The sequence below is a fragment of the Affinundibacterium macrobrachii genome, from assembly GCF_014652415.1.
GTDB classification, from domain to species: Bacteria; Pseudomonadota; Gammaproteobacteria; order Burkholderiales; family Burkholderiaceae_D; genus Undibacterium; species Undibacterium macrobrachii.
Genome location: NZ_BMYT01000017.1, coordinates 1 through 847, shown reverse-complemented (window position 1 = coordinate 847; position 847 = coordinate 1). Strand labels below are relative to the sequence as shown.

At 48.8% G+C, this 847-nt stretch carries 1 rRNA gene; it reads right to left on the bottom strand.

Annotation, left to right across the window (positions count from 1 at the left end):
- A 23S ribosomal RNA gene (locus IE103_RS18280) occupies positions 1 to 837 on the bottom strand; the annotation flags it as partial.
- Positions 838 to 847 lie beyond the last annotated feature (10 nt).

Sequence of the window (847 nt, the reverse complement as noted above, 5' to 3'; positions counted from 1 at the left end):
ACTTGAGGCACTACCTAAATAGTTTTCGGAGAGAACCAGCTATTTCCAGATTTGTTTAGCCTTTCACCCCTACCCACAGCTCATCCCCTAATTTTTCAACATTAGTGGGTTCGGACCTCCAGTACCTGTTACGGCACCTTCATCCTGGCCATGAGTAGATCATCTGGTTTCGGGTCTACACCCAGCGACTGTCGCCCTATTCGGACTCGATTTCTCTGCGCCTTCCCTATGCGGTTAAGCTCGCCACTGAATGTAAGTCGCTGACCCATTATACAAAAGGTACGCCGTCACGGAACAAGTCCGCTCCGACTGTTTGTATGCACACGGTTTCAGGTTCTATTTCACTCCCCTCCCGGGGTTCTTTTCGCCTTTCCCTCACGGTACTGGTTCACTATCGGTCGATATCGAGTATTTAGCCTTGGAGGATGGTCCCCCCATGTTCAGACAGGATTTCACGTGTCCCGCCCTACTTGTCGCATACTTAGTTCCACACCGATGATTTCATATACGGGGCTATCACCCTCTATGGCCAGAGTTTCCAATCTGTTCTATTATCAAAGATGCTAAATCATGCAGGCTCTTCCCATTTCGCTCGCCACTACTTTGGGAATCTCGGTTGATTTCTTTTCCTGTAGCTACTTAGATGTTTCAGTTCGCCACGTTCGCTTTGCAATCCTATGTATTCAGATTGCAATGACCTTACGGCCGGGTTTCCCCATTCGGAAATCTGCGGATCAATGTGTGTTTGCTCACTCCCCGCAGCTTATCGCAAGCTACTACGTCCTTCATCGCCTGATATCGCCAAGGCATCCACCATGTGCACTTAGTCACTTGTCCCTATAACTTT